The organism is Saccharothrix coeruleofusca, from assembly GCF_014648515.1.
GTDB lineage: Bacteria > Actinomycetota > Actinomycetes > Mycobacteriales > Pseudonocardiaceae > Actinosynnema > Actinosynnema coeruleofuscum.
The window spans coordinates 711,359-727,543 of sequence record NZ_BMRG01000001.1; the positions used below are offsets into that span (position 1 = coordinate 711,359).

Genomic DNA, 16,185 nt, shown 5'->3' on the forward strand with positions numbered 1-16,185 from the left:
CGGGGCGCGATGAGCTACCTCGACGCGGCACGTGAGATCGCCGAGTACGGCGCGGAGATGAGGTCGGCATGACGGAGCAGCGCAAGGGTGGCCTGGGTCGTGGGCTCGCGGCCCTGATCCCCAGCGGTCCCCCGCCGGGGGCACCGGCTCCGGTGCGCGCGGTGCCCAACGGCACCGCCGCCGCCCCTGCGCCTCCCGCTCCGGCGAGCGGGGAGGTGGCCGGCGCGGTGTACCGGGAGCTGCCGGTCACCTCGATCAGGACCAACCCGAAGCAGCCGAGGCAGGTCTTCGACGAGGAGGCGCTGCGCGAGCTGGAGCACTCCATCCGCGAGTTCGGCCTCATGCAGCCGATCGTGGTGCGGGAGGTCGGGCGGGACTCCTACGAGCTGGTGATGGGCGAGCGGCGGTGGCGCGCCACCCAGCTCGCCGGGCTGAAGACGATCCCGGCGATCGTCCGCAGGACCGCCGACGACGTGATGCTGCGGGACGCCCTGCTGGAGAACATCCACCGCGTCCAGCTCAACCCGCTGGAGGAGGCGGCGGCCTACCAGCAGCTGCTCCAGGAGTTCGGGGTCACCCACGAGGAGCTGGCGGACCGGATCGGCCGCAGCAGGCCGGTGGTCACCAACACCATCCGGCTGCTCAAGCTCCCCCTCCCCGTGCAGCGGCGGGTGGCGGCGGGCGTGCTGTCGGCGGGGCACGCGCGCGCGTTGCTCGGCCTGGACGACCCCGGTGTGCAGGAGGAGCTGGCGACCAGGATCGTCGCGGAAGGCATGTCGGTCCGGGCGACCGAGGAGGCGGTGACGCTGGCGAAGGGCGCCGAGCCCGCGAAGGCGAAGCAGGCGCGTCGCAAGCCGATCCAGGCGCCGGGGTTGCAGGACCTGGCCGAGCGGCTGTCGGACAGCTTCGACACCCGCGTGAAGGTCGAGCTCGGGCAGCGCAAGGGGCGGATCGTGGTCGAGTTCGGCTCCGTGGACGATCTTGAGCGGATCGTTCAGCTCATGTCGCCGGAAGCGGCAAATCGGACACAAGATCCTCGCTAGGGATCACCCCAGGGACTTATGTCACGGTGATGATTACGGCCCGCACCGATTTCGGTGCGGGGCGTAATTGTCGATAAAGCTGCTTATCGGGAGACCGCGCGCTCGACCAACCCGGCGTAGATCTCGCCCAGCGAACCGCCCGCCGCCTCGACCGCCATCGGCAGCAGCGAGGTCTCGGTCAACCCCGGCGAGACGTTCACCTCCAGGAAGTGCACCGTGCCGTCCGGAGCCACCACCGCGTCGGTGCGCGACACGTCCCGCAACCCGAGCAGCCGGTGCGCCGCCACCGCCAGCTCCCCCACCGCCTGCGCCGACTTCTCGTCCAACCGCGCGGGCGCGTGGAAGTCGGTCAGCCCGGCGGTGTAGCGGGCCGTGTAGTCGTAGACGCCGCTCTCCGGCACGATCTCCACCGGCGGCAGCGCCCGAGGCCCGTCCGGGCCGTCGACGACCGCCACGGCCACCTCCACGCCCTCGACGTACCGCTCGGCCAGCACCGTGTCGCCGTAGGCCAGGCAGCCCACCATCGCCGCGGGCAGCTCGGCGGCGTCGCGCACCACCCTGGCCCCCAGCGCCGAGCCACCCTGGTCCGGCTTGAGCATCAGCGGCAGCCCCAGCCGCTCCACCATCGCGTCCAGCACCGGCTGCGCGCCCAGCTCCCGGAACGTCGCGTGCGGCAGCGCCACCCACTCCGGGGTGGCCAGCCCGGCGCGGGACAGCTCCGCCTTGGCCGTCGGCTTGTCCCACGCCCGGCGGCAGGCCCGCGAGTCGGTGCCCACGAACGGCACGTCCAGCAGCTCCAGGATGGTCTGCACGGACCCGTTCTCGCCCTCGCCGCCGTGCAGCGCCACCACCACGGCGTCCGGCCGGTGCTCCTTGAGCCGGGTGAGCAGGTTCGCGTCGGCGTCCCACTCCTCCACGACCAGGCCGGTCGAACGCAGCGCGGCGGAGAGCCTGCGGCCGGACCGCAGGCTCACCTCCCGCTCGTGCGACAGGCCACCGGACAGCACAGCGACCCAGCGGTCAGCCACTTCCCTCTCCCTGGATGTCAGGCGGTGTCGGGCGAGGGGTTCTGCGGTCCGGAGACGGGGCGGCCCACCGTGGGGCCGAACGTCTCGTGCAGTTCCATCTCGTCCTTGATGACGTTCGCGAGCCGTCGGACACCCTCGCGGATGCGCTCCGGCGTCGGGTAGCAGTACGAGATGCGCAGCTGGCGGCTGCCGAGGCCGTCGGAGTAGAAGCCGGTGCCCGAGGCGTAGGCCACCCGCTGGGTGATCGCGCGCGGCAGCATCGCCTTGGTGTCCACGCCTTCCGGCACGGTGACCCACACGTAGAACCCGCCTTCGGGCTTGTTCCACGTGGAACCAACCGGCATGTGCTGCTCCAGCGCCGAGATCGCCGCGTCGCGCCGGTCCCGGTACGCCTCGCGGTAGGTCTTGATCTGGCCCTTCCAGTCGTGCGTGGCCAGGTAGCGCGACACGACCATCTGGTTCAGCGTGGGCGGGCACAGCGTGGCCGACTCGGCGGCCAGCACCAGCTTCTCGCGCACCGCGTGCGGGGCCAGCACCCAGCCCACCCGCAGGCCCGCCGCGAAGGTCTTGGAGAACGAGCCCAGGTAGACCACGTTGTCCGGGTCGGTCGAGCGCAGCGCCGGGTAGGTCTGGCCGTCGAACCCGAGCAGGCCGTACGGGTTGTCCTCCACCACCAGGATGCCGTGCGCCCGGCAGATCTCCAGCACCTCGGCCCGCCGCTGGACCGCCAGCGTCACGCCCGCCGGGTTGTGGAAGTTCGGGATCGTGTAGAGGAACTTGATCCGCCGCCCGGCGCGCTCCACCGCGGCGATGGCCTCCCGCAGCGCCTCGGGCACCAGCCCGTCGGCGTCCATGCCCACGTGCACCACCTGGGCCTGGTAGGCGGCGAACGAGCCCAGCGCGCCCACGTACGAGGGGCCCTCGGCGAGCACCACGTCACCGGGGTCGCAGAAGATCCGGGTGACCATGTCCAGGCCCATCTGGGAGCCCACGGTCACCACCACGTCGTCCGGGTGGCCGTGGATGCCCTCCAGGGCCATCACCTCGCAGATCTGCTCGCGCAGCTCGGGCACGCCGTGCGCGGAGCCGTACTGCAGCGCGACCAGGCCGTCGGTGGCGATCAGGTCGCCGATCTCGGCGCTGAGCGACTCCAGCGGCAGCGCGGCCAGGTGCGGCATCCCGCCCGCCAGCGACACCACCTCGGGGCGGCTCGCCACCGCGAACAGCGCCCGGATCTCCGATGCCGTCATGCCCGCCGTGCGTGCCGCGTAACGGCGCAGGTGCGGGTCGAGGCTGCGGGCGCCCTGCTTGGCGGGCTGTCCGGGTGCGTTCATGGGGCACTCCGTGGGATCGTGCCGAGGATTCGGTCCCGGCCGAGTGTAACCGCCGTCCCGTTAGGGGCATTCGGCTTCCGGGTGGGGGTCACATCCGCCTATCCTCGTAGGGGCTTGGGTGTCGGGTACGGGAGGTCGGAGTGTCGCGACGCGTTGTGGGCGTCACTCTGGACAACCTGGAGCACCTGTCCAAGCACAGCCGGACCTGTGTCTTCTGGGAACTGGCGCCGCACCTCAAGGAGCAGGCCGAGGAGTTCGGCGACACCGAGTTCGAGAAGGAAGCCTGGGTTTCCAGCGTGCTGCTGGAGTGGGGCTCCTGCGGGCGCATCATCTACTGCGACGGGATTCCCGCCGGGTCGGTGTTCTACGCGCCGCCCGCCGCGGTGCCCCGCTCGCTGGCCTTCCCCACCTCCCCGGTCAGCCCGGACGCCGTGCTGATGACCGGCCTGGAGGTGCTGCCGGAGTTCCGCGGCGGCGGCCTGGGCCGGGTGCTGGTGCAGACCGTGGCCAAGGACCTGACCCGGCGCGGCGTGAAGGCGATCGAGGCGTTCGGCGAGAACCAGCCCGACCCGGACAAGCCCAGCTGCGTCACCCCCGCCGACTTCCTGCTCCAGGTGGGCTTCAAGACCGTGCGGCCGCACCCCCGCTGGCCCCGGCTGCGGCTGGAGCTGCGCAGCGCGTCGTCCTGGAAGGAAGACGTCGAGGCGGCGCTGGAGCGCCTGCTCAACAGCGTCACGGTGTCCACCGCGGAACCGAGCTTCCGCCCCGCGTAATCAGCGTTCTGACCTGCGAGTTCTTCCGCACGCATTGACATGCAGGTAAATGCCTGCATATTGTTCGGCGTGGACGAGGTGTTCAAAGCACTGGCCGACCGGACCCGCAGGCACCTGCTGGACCGGCTGCACGAGCAGAACGGGCAGACCCTGGGCGAGCTGTGCGCCCGCCTGGGCATGACCCGGCAGTCCGCCACCCAGCACCTGGCCGTGCTGGAAGCGGCGAACCTGATCAGCACCACCCGCCGTGGGCGGGAGAAGCTGCACTACCTCAACCCCGTGCCGCTCCACGAGATCCAGGAGCGGTGGATCGACAAGTTCGAGCGCCCCAGGCTGCGGGCGCTCAGCGCGGTCAAACGACGAGCGGAGGACGCGGTGAAGCGGGAGTTCGTGTACGTCACCTACATCGAGAGCACGCCCGAGCGGGTCTGGGAGGCGCTGACGGACCCGGAGCTGACCGCGGCCTACTGGGGGCACAGCAACGTGTCGGACTGGCAGGTGGGCTCGTCGTGGTCGCACCGGCGGACGGACGGCTCGGGCGTGGACGACATCGTGGGCACGGTCGTGGAGAGCGACCCGCCGCGCCGCCTGGTGACCACCTGGGAGGACCGGGACGACGCCTCCCGCACGTCCACCGTGACCTTCGCGATCGACCCGCACGGGGCGACCGTGCGGCTCACCGTGACCCACGTCGACCTGGCCGACGAGCAGGACCACCGGGACGTCGCCGAGGGCTGGCCCGCCGTGCTGTCCAACCTGAAGTCGCTGCTGGAGACCGGCCACGTGCTGCCCACCACCCCGTGGGAGCCGGTAGCGGGGTGACCGGTCGGGGCCGCACCGCCCCTCGCGAGTTCGGTGCCGTGATGGGAAATGCGGCACTCTGCGCCCGGATGCCGACCTGCGGTGTGCGTGGTGGCCGGTCTTCCCTCAGCGGTCGATGGCGGCCATGTTGTCCGCGTCGTAGCGCTCGCCGGAGGCCGGGGGCAGGTTGTTCAGGCGGGCGAGGTGGTCGGCGGTGAGCTCGATGCGGTCGGCGGCGGCGTTCTCCTCCAGCCTGGCGACTCGCTTGGTGCCGGGGATGGGGGCGATGTCGTCGCCCCTGGCGAGCAGCCAGGCCAGGGCGACCTGGGCGGGCGTGGCGCCGATCTCGGCGGCGACGGCCCGGACCTCGTCGACGATGCGCAGGTTGCGCTCCAGGTTGCCGTCGGCGAAGCGGTGGTTGGTGCGGCGCCAGTCGTCGGCGTCGAGGTCGTTCAGGGAGCGGATGTCGCCGGTCAGGAAGCCGCGGCCGAGCGGGGAGTACGGCACGAAGCCGATGCCCAGTTCGCGCAGGGCGGGCAGGACCTCGACCTCCGGGTCGCGGGTCCACAGCGAGTACTCGGACTGGACCGCGGTGATCGGGTGCACGGCGTGAGCGCGGCGGATCGTGGCGGGGCCTGCCTCCGACAGGCCGATGTGCCGGATCTTGCCCTCGGCGACCAGGTCGGCCAGCGCCCCCGCGACCTCCTCGATGGGCGTGCCGGGGTCCACCCGGTGCTGGTAGTAGAGGTCGAGGTAGTCGGTGCGCAAGCGCTTCAGCGATCCCTCCACGGCCAGGCGGATGTTGGCCGGGGTGCTGTCCGGGGCCGAGCCACCGGTGTGCGAGATCAGTCCGAACTTGGTCGCCAGCACGACCTCGTCCCGGTGCCCCCGCACGGCCCGGCCGACCAGCTCCTCGTTGATGAAGGGGCCGTACCCCTCAGCGGTGTCGATGTGGGTGACCCCGAGGTCCAGGGCGCGGTGGATCGTGCGGACCGACTCGTCGTCGAACCGGCCTGCGCCGCTGTAGAACGCCGACATCCCCATGGCTCCCAGGCCGATGCGCGAGACCGTGAGGCCGCCGAGCGAAGTGGTCTTCATGGCGCGGACTTCCTTCCCATAGTTCAGTACCGATCGGTGCATAACTGTACCACGTCAAGACCGATCGGTACTGAATTGTGGTCGGCGTGAAACCGCTGGTCGGCGTAGATCTGCACCGAGAGGTGCGCTTGTAGTACGGGTGACTCCCGCGAGGCGGGCTGCCCGTGTTGAAGGCGGGAGTGCCGGTTGACCGCCGAGTACCAGATCGCGATTTCGGGCACCGTGGCAGGCGGGGCGATCCTGTCCGTGCACCACCCCGTGGGAGCCAGTAGTGGGGTGACTAGTCGGTGCCCTTCGGGTGCGCCGTATCCGCCAGCACTACCCGGACAACGCGCCGATCAGCATCAGGGCAGTACCAGACCCGACCTCCGGCAGTCACCTCGTACTGCCACTGCTCCAGCAGTTCGCCGCCGACCACGGCGGTGGCGAACTTCCCCTTGAGCCTGTGCTGGCGCGAGGGATTCTCCGGGTTCGTCGGCCGCTCGGTGAGCACGATCCAGGCTTCCCGGGTGTTCGCCCGAGCGGTGCGGCAGAGCTCTTCCCACCCCTTGGCCGCATCCGATGTGGCGAACCGGGCATCCCAACCGTCCGGTGATGGGGGCGGCGCGACGCGATCACCTCGTTTCGGCGACATGCTCAGCCCTCCGCAGGGGCGGGAACCGGACCGAAGTCACCGGTTACCGGCTCGGAGAGCTTCGCGGCGAGCGCCGGGTTGGCGTGGATGGCCGCAGTGCTGCGCCACTCCCTGATCACCTGAGCCAGGAGCGACCACTCACCAAGTTCCGCGGAAGCCTGGAACGCTCGCGCGAAGTCCGCGATGAACTGCGGCTTCTCGTCCTCGGGAAGCACATCGACCCAGGGAAACTCGTCCAGCAGCGCGTTCGCGGCCACGTCATGAGGCAGGTGGGCCAGTACGTTGCGCAACGCGCGCGCCGCTGCCACCGAGCCCTCCGAGGCGGACCGCACGCGATCTTCCCTGGTCAACAGCAGTGCTGCGCCATCGCGTCGCCGAACTCGCACGTCACCCTGGTCGGCCAGGGCGGCCACGCTCTTGGGATCGCGTTGGAGCTCGCTCCACTGCACCTCGGTGGTCATGCGCCAATTCTGAACTTTTTCAGAACTGGTGACAAGCGGTCAGTACCGCTCGACCTCGCAGTTCTCCAGGGTGCCCGCCTGGAACAGCTCCAGGACCTCCTCGCTGACCACCAGCTCGCCCTGCTCGGTCACCCCGACGTCGTCCACCCCGGCCTGCCCGGTCACGTCCAGCCAGCGGAACGTGGGCACCGCGCGGCCCTCCAGCAGCTCCTGCGCCTCGTCGGTGACCGTCACGGTGGCCTGGCGGACGCGGAAGCCGTCCAGGCCGCCCTCGACCAGCTCGGTGGCCAGTTCCTCGCTCACCAGGAACACCGGGAAGGACGTCACCAGGTCGTCGCCCAGCCACTCGGTGATCTCGAAGTGCACCGACTCCACGCGGGGCGGGCTGGCCGCGGCGTCCAGCACGGTGCCGTCGACCAGCTCCCCCGCCACCTCGGGTTCGAGGCGGAAGAACGCGCTCACCGGGCCAGCCCGGTGAGGAAGAGCCGCCAGTTGACAGCGGGGAAGCCCAGCACCGGACCGCTGGTGTTCTTGGAGTCCCGGACGACCACGCCCAGGGTGGTGGGAGCCACCTCGACGCAGTCCGTGTTGGCCCCTCCGCTGTAGCTGCTCTTACGCCAGAGCAGAGCCTCGGTCATCGCGGTCCTCTCCACCGTCGTACACGTCCGCCCAGTGGGCGAACACCGACCGCGATTGTTCCGCATCCAGCGCGAGGCGGGCGAGGACGTCCCGCTTGTGCTGGAAGAGCTTGATGGACGGTCCGTCTTCGCTGAACAAGGTGGCCACATCGCTCTCGGTGTAGGCGACCGGCTTGAACCGCTCGGCGAAGGTCATCAGGTTGAACCCGTGGGTCAGCGCCGGGTGACCGGTGCCCTGCGGGATCACTCGCAGGGTCAGCTTGCGCCAGTCGCACATGAACAACAGCCGCATCATCTGGTCGTGCATGATCCGGCGACCGCCGATGGCGTTTCGCAGGGCGTTCTCGTGGAGGTAGAAGACCGCGTCGGGCGTATCAGGGCCGGTCAGGACCTGCTGGCGGTTCAACCGGAGGGCGACCTGCTGGTCCAGTTCCTCGGGAGGGAGGTCGCCGCAGCCGAGGACCGCGCGGGCGTACGCCTCGGTCTGGAGCAGGCCGGGGATGAGCGCGGGTTCGTACTTGCACATGGTGGCCGCGATCCGCTCGTGCATGGTCAGCGACAGCAGGCTGTCCGGACCGATGCCGTCGTGCGGGCGGACGTAGTGGCCCAGGTCCCGCTCCTGGCTGAGCCTGCGGATGCGCTCGCGGGTGGTCGCGTCAACCCCCAGCGCTCCCAGCAGGGAGCCCAGGTCCAGGTCGTTGGTCCCCCGCTTGCCGTGCTCCAGCCTGCTCAGCTTGCCCGCGGACCACCCGAGCGCGGCCGACAGCCGCTCAGCCCGCAGATTCGCCCGCCTGCGCACCCTGCGCAGCTCCTCGCCCAGCTCCCTGGAGCGCACCGTGGTCTCGCCCGGATCCCGCTGTCCCATGCCGGGCGACGTTAGCCGCCCGGCACCGCCCGGTCAGGTCGCCGGGCGGAGGATCACTCGTCGGGGTCGGCGGATCAGCGGGCCTGCCCGGTGGCCAATTCGTGGCGCACCAGGTCGTCCAGGGTGAACGTGCCGGTGGGCTGGTCGTCCTTGCCCAGCAGGTACAGCCGCTTGACCGCGACCAGGATGCCCTCGGCCACCACGTCCCGGAACGACGGGTTGACCAGGCGCTGCCGGTCACCGGGGTTGGTCAGGTAGCCGACCTCCACGCGCACCGCCGTGCAGCGGGTCATCCGCAGCATGTCCCACGTCTTGGGGTGGGTGCGGCAGTCCAGCATCCCGGTGCGCGCCACCAGCTCGCGCTGGATGAACCCGGCCAGCGCCTCGCCGACGGTGGACGAGGTGCCGTTGCCGGTGCCGAAGTGGAAGCTGGCCACGCCGGAGGCGACCGGGGACGGGTTGGCGTCGGTGTGCAGCGACAGGATCAGGTCGGCGCCCGCCTCGTTGGCGAAGCGGGCCCGCTCGCTCTCGTCCGGGCAGTTGCGCGGGCCTCGGGTGAGCAGGGCCTCCATGCCGGTGGCGGCCATCTTGCCCTCCAGCAGCCGCGCCAGGTCCAGCATCAGGTCGGCCTCGGACACCCCGTCGACGACCACACCGCGGTCCTGGCCGCCGTGGCCGGGGTCGATGATGATGCGCTTGCCGGCCAGCCTCGGCCCGGCCCTGCGCACGCGCTCCTGCTCGCGCAGGAACACCGGCCTGCCGCCGCGCACCTTGGGCTGGAGCTGGCGCAGCGCCCGCACGGTGTCCGGGCCGCACATGCCGTCCACGATCAGGCCGTAGTCGCGCTGGAAGCTGCGCAGCGCCTGCTCGGTCTGCTGGCCGAACTCGCCGTTGGCGCGGCCCGCGTCGTAGCCCAGCTCCAGCAGCCGCTCCTGCAGGGCGAACACGTCGTCGCCGGTGACCGGCTGGGACATCAGGAACGCCAGCGGGCGGTCACCCAACCGGTAGGTCGCGTCGCGCAGGGCCCGGTAGGTCGCGGGCCCGACGAGACCGTCGGTGATGAGTCCCCGCTGCTGCTGGAAGGCCCGCACCGCGTGTTCCACCGACAGGTCGAACACCTGTGACGGGTGCGGGTCGGACAGCAGGCCCAGCTTGGTCAGGGTGGCCCTGACCTCGGCGACTTCTGGGCCGACATCCCCGCGGCGGAGTAGCAGCATTCACCCCTACCTCACTACGGCGCCGACGGAGGGCCGACGCGGAACATGACGCCTTATTGTGCCTTGCGGCCCGGCGCGCCCCACGCTGGGCTACTGGCGGTGGTTACCCACCCACGAACAGGTGACCCGCCCGCCTTGGTGGAAGACGGACGGGTCACCCGAGTGGTTGCACGCTCCGGGGTCAGAGCACCTCGGAGAGGTCGTTGAGCAGCGCGGCCTTCGGCTTGGCGCCGACGATCTGCTTCACCGGGCGGCCACCCTGGAACAGGATCATGGTGGGCACCGACATGATCTGGTAGTCCCGCGCGATCGACGGGTTGGCGTCGATGTCCAGCTTGGCGACGGTGATCTTCTCCGCGTGCTCGGCGGCGATCTCCTCCAGCACCGGGGCGACCATCTTGCACGGACCGCACCACGTCGCCCAGAAGTCGACGAGCACCGGCTTCTCGCTGGTCAGAACGTCGTCGGCGAAGGTCTTGTCGGTCACGACCACGGTGGAGCCTGCCATTGTTCTCTCTCCTCTTGGGGGGTGGGGTCAGCCGGTGGTGACGGGCTCGCTGTACCCGCCGCCGACGTGCTCGGCCGTGATGGCCGCCGCGGACTCGCCGTGCTCGGCCAGCCAGCGCTCCGCGTCGATCGCGGCGGAGCAGCCGGAGCCCGCGGCGGTGATGGCCTGCCGGTAGGTGTGGTCCACCAGGTCACCGGCGGCGAAGACGCCGTCCAGGTTGGTGAACGTGCTGCGCCCCTTGGTCTTCACGTAGCCCTCGTCGTCCACCTCGACCTGGCCGCGCACCAGCTCGCTGCGCGGGTCGTGGCCGATGGCGACGAAGAACCCGGTGAACGGGTGCTCGGAGACCTCGCCGGTGCGCGTGTCGCGGACCTTCAGGCCGGACACCGCCCCGTCGCCGAGCACCTCGACGACCTCGGCGTTGAGCAGCCACTTGATCTTGTCGTTGGCCTGGGCGCGCTCCAGCATGATCCGCGAGGCGCGGAAGTCCTCGCGCCGGTGGATGATGGTGACCGAGCGGGCGAAGCGGGTGAGGAAGGTCGCCTCCTCCATCGCCGAGTCGCCGCCGCCGACCACCGCGATGTCCTGGTCGCGGAAGAAGAAGCCGTCGCAGGTGGCGCAGGCCGACACGCCGCGGCCGAGCAGCTCCTGCTCGCCGGGCACGTTGAGGTAGCGGGCCGCCGCGCCCATCGCCAGCACCACGGCCTTGGCCGCGTAGCGGGTGCCGTTGGCGGTGACGTACTTGACCTCGCCCTCCAGCTCGACCGACTCCACGTCCTCCGCGCGCAGCTCCGCCCCGAAGCGCTTGGCCTGCTCGCGCATCTGCTCCATCAGGTCGGGGCCCATGATGCCCTCGCGGAAGCCGGGGTAGTTCTCGACCTCGGTGGTGGTCATCAGCGCGCCGCCGTACTGCGAGCCCTCGAACACCAGGGGGTTCAGCTGCGCGCGAGCGGCGTAGACCGCCGCGGTGTACCCCGCGGGCCCTGACCCCACGACGATCAGGTTCCGAACGTCCGACACCCTCGACCTCCGTTAGTCGCGACGGGCCGGGAGTACCCGGCCTGCACTGTGCTCCAACGGATCGTAGGGTCAGGGCATTCCCCGGCCCTCGGGTGAGGCGGGCTACTAGTTGGGGCCGACGGGGCTGTCCGCGAGCACCCCGTCGGGGTTGTCCGGGCCGCAGGTCGCCGGGTCGAGCACCACGATGCGGAACTGGCCCTTGGTGCCCGCGCCGCGGGGCAGCACGGCCATCACGGCGGGTTTGTCGTCCAGTGTGATGGGGCTGACCCCGATGGGCTTGGCGGCGACGATGTTCGCGCCCCGCAGGCACCCGGCCAGCTTCTCCTGGTTCTCCAGGGGGCCGTAGTTCTGGGCCTTGAGCACGTCGCCCAGCACCGGGCCGAAGTCGTTGCCCCTGACCGCGAGCGGCTTGTCCGCCGAGGCGCCCGTGCTGGGCGTCGTCGCGGGCGGCTGGGCCTGCTGACCGCCCTCCCCGCCCCCGCCGTTCGGGATGACCATGACGGCGAGGCCCACGGCCGCCGCGGCGGCGGTGAGCAGGCCCGCGCCCCAGCCGAGGCGCTTGCGGCGGCGCGCGGCCAGGTCGACCACCGGGGCCACCGGCTGCCCGGTCGGCTGGGGCGCGCTTCGCCGGGCCTCCTCGGCCAGCGCGGCGTCGATGCGGCTGGCAACGTTGTCAGGCATCCGCAGTGGGGGCAGGTCGCGCAGGTCCTGCACGGTGGCGTCGAGCGCGGCCAGCACCTCCTTGGCCTCCGGGTCGGCCTCGACCAGCGGGCGCAGCTCCGCCTCTTCGCGGGGGTCCAGCAGACCGGCGTGGAGGTCGGCCAGCAGGTCGACGGACCACGGCGGCCCTGAGCGCCGCGCATTGCCGGTCATCGTTCCTCCCACTGACGTTGCTGACGCACATTCACACCATCAGCTGGGACGTTCGCACTTGCACTCCGGTTCCGGAGGTGCCCCAGAACTTTGGCCAGCTTGGCCCGCCCGCGCGCGCACCGGCTCTTCACCGTGCCCTCGGCGATGCCCAGCATCCGGGCCGTCTCGGCCACCGAGTAGCCCTCGACGTCGACCAGCACGATGGGGGCGCGCTGCTCCTCCGGCAGCTCGTTCAGCGCGGCCTGGACCACCAGGTGCGTCTCCCGCTCGGCCATCGCGTCGCGCGGCGCGACCGGCTCGCCGGGGCCCGCCTCCGGCAGCGGGACTGTGGGCCGTGTCTGTCTTCTGCGCATCCGGTCCAGGCACGCGTTGACCACGATCCGGTGCAGCCAGGTGGTGACCTGCGACTCGGCCCGGAAGTTCGCCGCGGCGCGGAAGGCCGAGATGAACGCCTCCTGCAGCGCGTCGGCCGCCTCCTCCGGATCGCGCAGCGTGCGCAGCGCCACCGCCCACATCCGGTCCCGGTGGCGGCGCACCAACTCGGCGAAGGCGTGCGGGTCGCCCGCGGCGTGCGCCGCGATGAGGTCTGCGTCCGAGCTGGCTGCGGCGGTCACGCGCAGAGCGTATCGGCCGACCCCGACAATCCCGATCTCACCCGATCGGCCTCAGGACTCCCCCGCGCGGGTGTAGACCAGCTCGGCGATCTCCGACTTGTTCTCCCGCCCGCCGCCCGCCAGCTTGGTGATCCACACCAGCACGTGCTGGCTCGGCGGGTAGTCGCCGAGCTGGACCTGCGTCTGCCCGGCGGACAGGGTGGCCGTGGCGAGCACCTGCGTCTGCTCCACCGGCGCGTCGTTGGCCGCCGCGGTGCGGATCTCCACCACCGTGCCCTCGCTGGGCGAGGTGACCGTCACCGAGGCCAGCCTCACCGGCTCGGCGAACGAGGCCATCAGCCCGATGCCCGGCTTGAGCGCCGGGAGGGGCTGCAGGTAGCTGTCGGTCTGCCAGGACGTGGTCGGGTTGTTGTCCACCGCCCGGTTGGCCCGGTTGGCGTTGTCCGGCCGGTTGGTCACGTCGTAGACGCCCACCGCGGCGGGCTGCACCGGGCCCAGTGGGGTCGGCTCGGCCGCCTGCTCGCCGCGCCCCGGCTGCTCGGACTGGCCGACCACCACGGTCGGGCCGCCGCCCTTGCTGGGCTCGTCGCTGAAGAAGCTCACGATCTGCACGCCCAGCCACACCACCACCGCCAGCGTGGCCAGCGCCAGCACCGCGACGCTGATCATCAGCTTGCGCCGGTGCTCCTTGCCGCGCGCGGGCCGCTGCGTGGTCCACACCACGCCGTCGTCGGTGTCGTCGGGCACCGGCTTGATCAGCGCGGTCTGCGCCTCGGACTCGGCGATCTGCTCCAGCACCTGCAGGATCGCCGCGCTGGTCCGGATGCCGCCGACGCCCGCGTCCTCCAGCGACCGCACCGCCACCGACGACAGCTCGTGCGGCACCTGCGGGTGCAGCGCGCTGGGCGCGATCACCGAGCCGTCCGGGCCGGTCGGGGCCGCGGGCACCTCCGGCGGGCCGCCCGGCAGCGCCCAGCGGCCGGTCAGCAGCAGGTACAGCAGCGCGCCGAGGCCCTTGACGTCGTCGCGGGCGATGGCGTCGGGCCGGGGACCGGGGAAGGCCAGCCGCAGCCTGCCGTCCGGGGTCACCCGCACGCGCTGCGGGTGGTCCGCGCCGAGCACCAGGCCCGCGTGGTGGGCGCCCTCGATGGCCGCGCCCAGCGGCTCCAGCAGCCGGGTCGTCGAGCCCGCGGGCAGCGGGCCGTCGGCCAGCAGGTCCACCAGGTCGCTGCCCTGGGTCCACTCGGCCACGACCATGCCGAGGATGCCCTCGCCGAGCTTGACGCCCGCGCCGGGGGTGAGCACGTCGATCACCCGCGCCACGCCGGGGTGGGTGAAGCTGGAGGCGTGCATGGCCCGCTCGGCGGTGCGCTTGGCCCGCGCCACCGCGGCGTGGTCGGCCGGGCTGCCGACCAGCACGGTCAGCGCCACGTCCCGGTTGAGCTGCCCGTCCCGCGCGCGCCACAGCTCCGCGTCGCACCGCCGGTCCACGCCGGAGCGGGCCAGCAGGCGGTAGCGGCCGTCACCGATCACCCCGCCGGGGACCAGCGAGGTGTTCTGGACGGGGCCGCCGTTCACGCGTCCGAGCGTACGGGACGGGCCCAGCGGACCGCGTTCACCGACGCCTCACCAGGCGGAGCACCTTGTCCAGCGCGGGGGTCACCTCGGGCACCCGGAACAGCGCCAGGAGCGCGAAGCTCAGCGGCAGGCCCACCGCGGTCTGCACCACGACCTCCACCCACGCCTTGGCCACCGGGGCCTCCAGCCCCAGCACCCGCACCAGCAGCCAGGCCAGCCCGGTCGCCGCCGCGAACGCGATGGCCGAGGCGACGACGGTCAGGCACACCGTCCACGCGGTGTACCCCGTGCGCAGCCTGCCCAACCTGATCCGCAGCCACAGCTGCCCGACCAGGGCGCCGACCACGAAGCTCAGCGACATCGCGATCGACACGCCCACCGCGAGCTTGTCCGGCGGGGAGATCTCCAGGAACACGTAGAGCAGGGCGATCCGCACCGCCACGATGACGGCCTGGATGAGCGTGGGCGTGCGGGCGTCCTTGAGCGCGTAGAACACGCGCAGCTGCAGCAGCGTGATCGCGTAGGGCACCAGGCCGAACGCGGACAGCGCCAGCGCCGCGCCCATCCGCTCGCCGCCCTCCAGCCCGGAGGCGCCGTGCGAGAACACCGCGATGCCGATGGCCACGCCGGACACCGTCAGCAGCGCGCTGAACGGCATCAGCAGGATCGACGACATCCGGTTGCCCAGCGACAGGTCGCCGACCAGGGCGTCGACGTCGTTGGCCGCCGCGGCCCGGCTCATCTTCGGCATCAGCGCGGTCAGCAGCGACACGCCCAGCACGCCGTAGGGCACCTGGGCGACCAGCCACTGGTAGTTGTAGGCGGTCAGCGCGCCCTCGCCGTTGAGCGCGACGCGGGTCAGCACGATCATGCTGACGAACCCGAGCGCCACGTACAGCAGCACCCAGAAGGCCAGCCCGCCGAACTCGGCCAGCCTGCGGTCCCAGCCCCACCGCCAGCGGAACCGGATGCCGGAGCGGCGCATCGCGGGCAGCATCACGGTGGCCTGCACGGCCACGCCCAGCATCGTGCCGATGCCCAGGACCAGCAGCTTCGGCTCGCCCATCCGCACCGGGTCGAGGCTGATCTCGCCGGGCACCAGCCAGTACACGCCCAGCGTGAGGATGACCACCACGTTGTTGAGCACCGGCGCCCAGGTGGGCAGGCCGAACACGCCCTTGGTGTTGAGGATCGCGCCCAGCAGCGCGGACAGGCCGTAGAACACGATGCCCGGCAGCACCAGGTAGGCGAACGCGGTGACCAGCGCCGGGTTGGCCTGGTCCGCGTCGCCGGTGAACAGGCCGGTCAGCAGCGGCGCGCACAGCACCGCCACGACCGTGCCCGCGCCCAGCAGCACCGCCGACATGGTGATCAGCCACTGCGCGTAGGACTCGCCGCCGTCGCCGTCCTCCTTCTCGGCGCGCACCAGCAGCGGGATCGCCACGCTGGTCAGCACGCCGCCCAGGAGCAGCTCGTTGATCATCGTGGGCAGCGTGGTGGCGGCCTGGTAGGAGTCGTTGAGCGTGCCCGAGCCGATGATGGTGATCAGCAGCAGCTTGGACAGCAGCCCGGAGACCCGGCTGACGATGGTGGCGATGGCCATCGAGCCGCTGGCGCGGGCCAGCGACTGGGGTTTCGGCTGCGCCCCGCCGGTCGCCGGGGTGGTCCCCAGGCCGGTCACGGGTGTGGTCACTTGGGTG

18 protein-coding genes are annotated in these 16,185 nt (G+C 71.6%); 3 read left to right on the forward strand and 15 right to left on the reverse strand.

Annotated features, from left to right (window positions below):
- Nucleotides 1–68: 68 nt before the first annotated feature.
- Nucleotides 69–1,043 (forward strand): ParB/RepB/Spo0J family partition protein, encoded by a 975-nt coding sequence (locus IEZ00_RS03710; RefSeq protein WP_189221549.1) that lies wholly within the window; start codon nucleotides 69–71, stop codon nucleotides 1,041–1,043.
- 83 nt (nucleotides 1,044–1,126) lie between these two features.
- On the opposite strand, the gene IEZ00_RS03715 is transcribed toward IEZ00_RS03710, so the two are convergent.
- Nucleotides 1,127–2,071, reverse strand: coding sequence for a D-alanine--D-alanine ligase family protein (locus IEZ00_RS03715; protein WP_189221550.1), 945 nt, complete (start codon nucleotides 2,069–2,071; stop codon nucleotides 1,127–1,129).
- 17 nt (nucleotides 2,072–2,088) lie between these two features.
- Nucleotides 2,089–3,405, reverse strand: coding sequence for an aminotransferase-like domain-containing protein (locus IEZ00_RS03720; RefSeq protein ID WP_189221551.1), 1,317 nt, complete (start codon nucleotides 3,403–3,405; stop codon nucleotides 2,089–2,091).
- Nucleotides 3,406–3,545: 140 nt separating this feature from the next.
- Between IEZ00_RS03720 and IEZ00_RS03725 the strand changes: the two genes are divergently transcribed.
- Both IEZ00_RS03725 and IEZ00_RS03730 read left to right on the forward strand, forming a co-directional pair.
- Entirely contained in the window at nucleotides 3,546–4,178 is a 633-nt protein-coding gene (locus IEZ00_RS03725; RefSeq protein ID WP_189221552.1) for a GNAT family N-acetyltransferase, read from the forward strand.
- 69 nt (nucleotides 4,179–4,247) lie between these two features.
- Nucleotides 4,248–5,000: an ArsR/SmtB family transcription factor gene (locus IEZ00_RS03730; protein ID WP_209623449.1), complete on the forward strand. Its 753-nt coding sequence runs from the start codon at nucleotides 4,248–4,250 to the stop codon at nucleotides 4,998–5,000.
- Nucleotides 5,001–5,105: 105 nt separating this feature from the next.
- Here the strand turns inward: IEZ00_RS03730 and IEZ00_RS03735 are convergent, their stop codons facing one another.
- The 13 genes from IEZ00_RS03735 to murJ form a co-directional block, all read right to left on the reverse strand.
- Nucleotides 5,106–6,077, reverse strand: a complete 972-nt coding sequence (locus tag IEZ00_RS03735; protein WP_189221554.1) for an aldo/keto reductase — start codon at nucleotides 6,075–6,077, stop codon at nucleotides 5,106–5,108.
- Nucleotides 6,078–6,357: 280 nt separating this feature from the next.
- A complete protein-coding gene (locus tag IEZ00_RS03740) occupies nucleotides 6,358–6,711 on the reverse strand; it encodes a hypothetical protein (RefSeq protein WP_189221555.1) in 354 nt (117 codons plus the stop codon).
- Between the two features lie 2 nt (nucleotides 6,712–6,713).
- Nucleotides 6,714–7,172: a hypothetical protein gene (locus IEZ00_RS03745; RefSeq protein ID WP_189221556.1), complete on the reverse strand. Its 459-nt coding sequence runs from the start codon at nucleotides 7,170–7,172 to the stop codon at nucleotides 6,714–6,716.
- Between the two features lie 39 nt (nucleotides 7,173–7,211).
- Entirely contained in the window at nucleotides 7,212–7,634 is a 423-nt protein-coding gene (locus IEZ00_RS03750; RefSeq protein ID WP_189221557.1) for a hypothetical protein, read from the reverse strand.
- Nucleotides 7,631–7,810 (reverse strand): DUF397 domain-containing protein, encoded by a 180-nt coding sequence (locus tag IEZ00_RS03755; RefSeq protein WP_189221558.1) that lies wholly within the window; start codon nucleotides 7,808–7,810, stop codon nucleotides 7,631–7,633. The genes IEZ00_RS03750 and IEZ00_RS03755 overlap by 4 nt, the downstream gene beginning before the upstream one ends.
- Nucleotides 7,785–8,675: a DUF5753 domain-containing protein gene (locus tag IEZ00_RS03760; RefSeq protein ID WP_189221559.1), complete on the reverse strand. Its 891-nt coding sequence runs from the start codon at nucleotides 8,673–8,675 to the stop codon at nucleotides 7,785–7,787. The genes IEZ00_RS03755 and IEZ00_RS03760 overlap by 26 nt, the downstream gene beginning before the upstream one ends.
- A 74-nt stretch (nucleotides 8,676–8,749) precedes the next feature.
- Nucleotides 8,750–9,892, reverse strand: coding sequence for an N-acetylmuramoyl-L-alanine amidase (locus IEZ00_RS03765; RefSeq protein ID WP_189221560.1), 1,143 nt, complete (start codon nucleotides 9,890–9,892; stop codon nucleotides 8,750–8,752).
- Between the two features lie 181 nt (nucleotides 9,893–10,073).
- Nucleotides 10,074–10,400 (reverse strand): thioredoxin, encoded by a 327-nt coding sequence (gene trxA / locus IEZ00_RS03770; RefSeq protein ID WP_189221561.1) that lies wholly within the window; start codon nucleotides 10,398–10,400, stop codon nucleotides 10,074–10,076.
- 27 nt (nucleotides 10,401–10,427) lie between these two features.
- Nucleotides 10,428–11,420: a thioredoxin-disulfide reductase gene (trxB, locus tag IEZ00_RS03775; protein WP_189221562.1), complete on the reverse strand. Its 993-nt coding sequence runs from the start codon at nucleotides 11,418–11,420 to the stop codon at nucleotides 10,428–10,430.
- Between the two features lie 105 nt (nucleotides 11,421–11,525).
- A complete protein-coding gene (locus IEZ00_RS03780) occupies nucleotides 11,526–12,293 on the reverse strand; it encodes an anti-sigma factor family protein (RefSeq protein WP_189221563.1) in 768 nt (255 codons plus the stop codon).
- Nucleotides 12,290–12,907 (reverse strand): RNA polymerase sigma factor SigM, encoded by a 618-nt coding sequence (gene sigM / locus IEZ00_RS03785; protein ID WP_189221564.1) that lies wholly within the window; start codon nucleotides 12,905–12,907, stop codon nucleotides 12,290–12,292. Before sigM ends, IEZ00_RS03780 begins: the two co-directional genes overlap by 4 nt.
- 51 nt (nucleotides 12,908–12,958) lie before the next feature.
- Entirely contained in the window at nucleotides 12,959–14,485 is a 1,527-nt protein-coding gene (locus IEZ00_RS03790) for a protein kinase family protein (protein WP_189221565.1), read from the reverse strand.
- A gap of 37 nt (nucleotides 14,486–14,522) precedes the next feature.
- On the reverse strand, nucleotides 14,523–16,178 hold the full coding sequence (gene murJ / locus IEZ00_RS03795) for a murein biosynthesis integral membrane protein MurJ (RefSeq protein ID WP_229794986.1): 1,656 nt from the start codon (nucleotides 16,176–16,178) through the stop codon (nucleotides 14,523–14,525).
- Nucleotides 16,179–16,185 lie beyond the last annotated feature (7 nt).